This window comes from Virgibacillus sp. 7505 (genome assembly GCF_002272135.1).
GTDB lineage: Bacteria > Bacillota > Bacilli > Bacillales > Amphibacillaceae > Terribacillus.
In genome coordinates, this window is the sequence record NZ_NPBF01000444.1 from 1 (window position 1) to 215 (window position 215).

At 45.1% G+C, this 215-nt stretch carries 1 pseudogene; it reads left to right on the forward strand.

What is annotated here, in order from left to right:
* Window positions 1-189 (forward strand): annotated as a pseudogene (locus CHH91_RS19710) (dihydrolipoyl dehydrogenase); the annotation flags it as partial.
* Window positions 190-215: the final 26 nt, after the last annotated feature.

Here is a 215-nt window from a genome sequence, read left to right on the forward strand (position 1 = left end):
TACGGTGAACTGCTCGGTGCAGTGATTGTTGGGAAACATGCAACTGAGCTAATAGGAGAATTGCTGGCCGTCCGAGTATCAGAAGGGACCATTTCAGAATTACAAACATTGATTCATGCACACCCAACCATTGCTGAAGGTATTGGCGAAAGTGCACTGGCGTTTAGTAAACGAGCCATTCACCAGTAAGAAACTTCATTGAAGGAGGAGCAAAA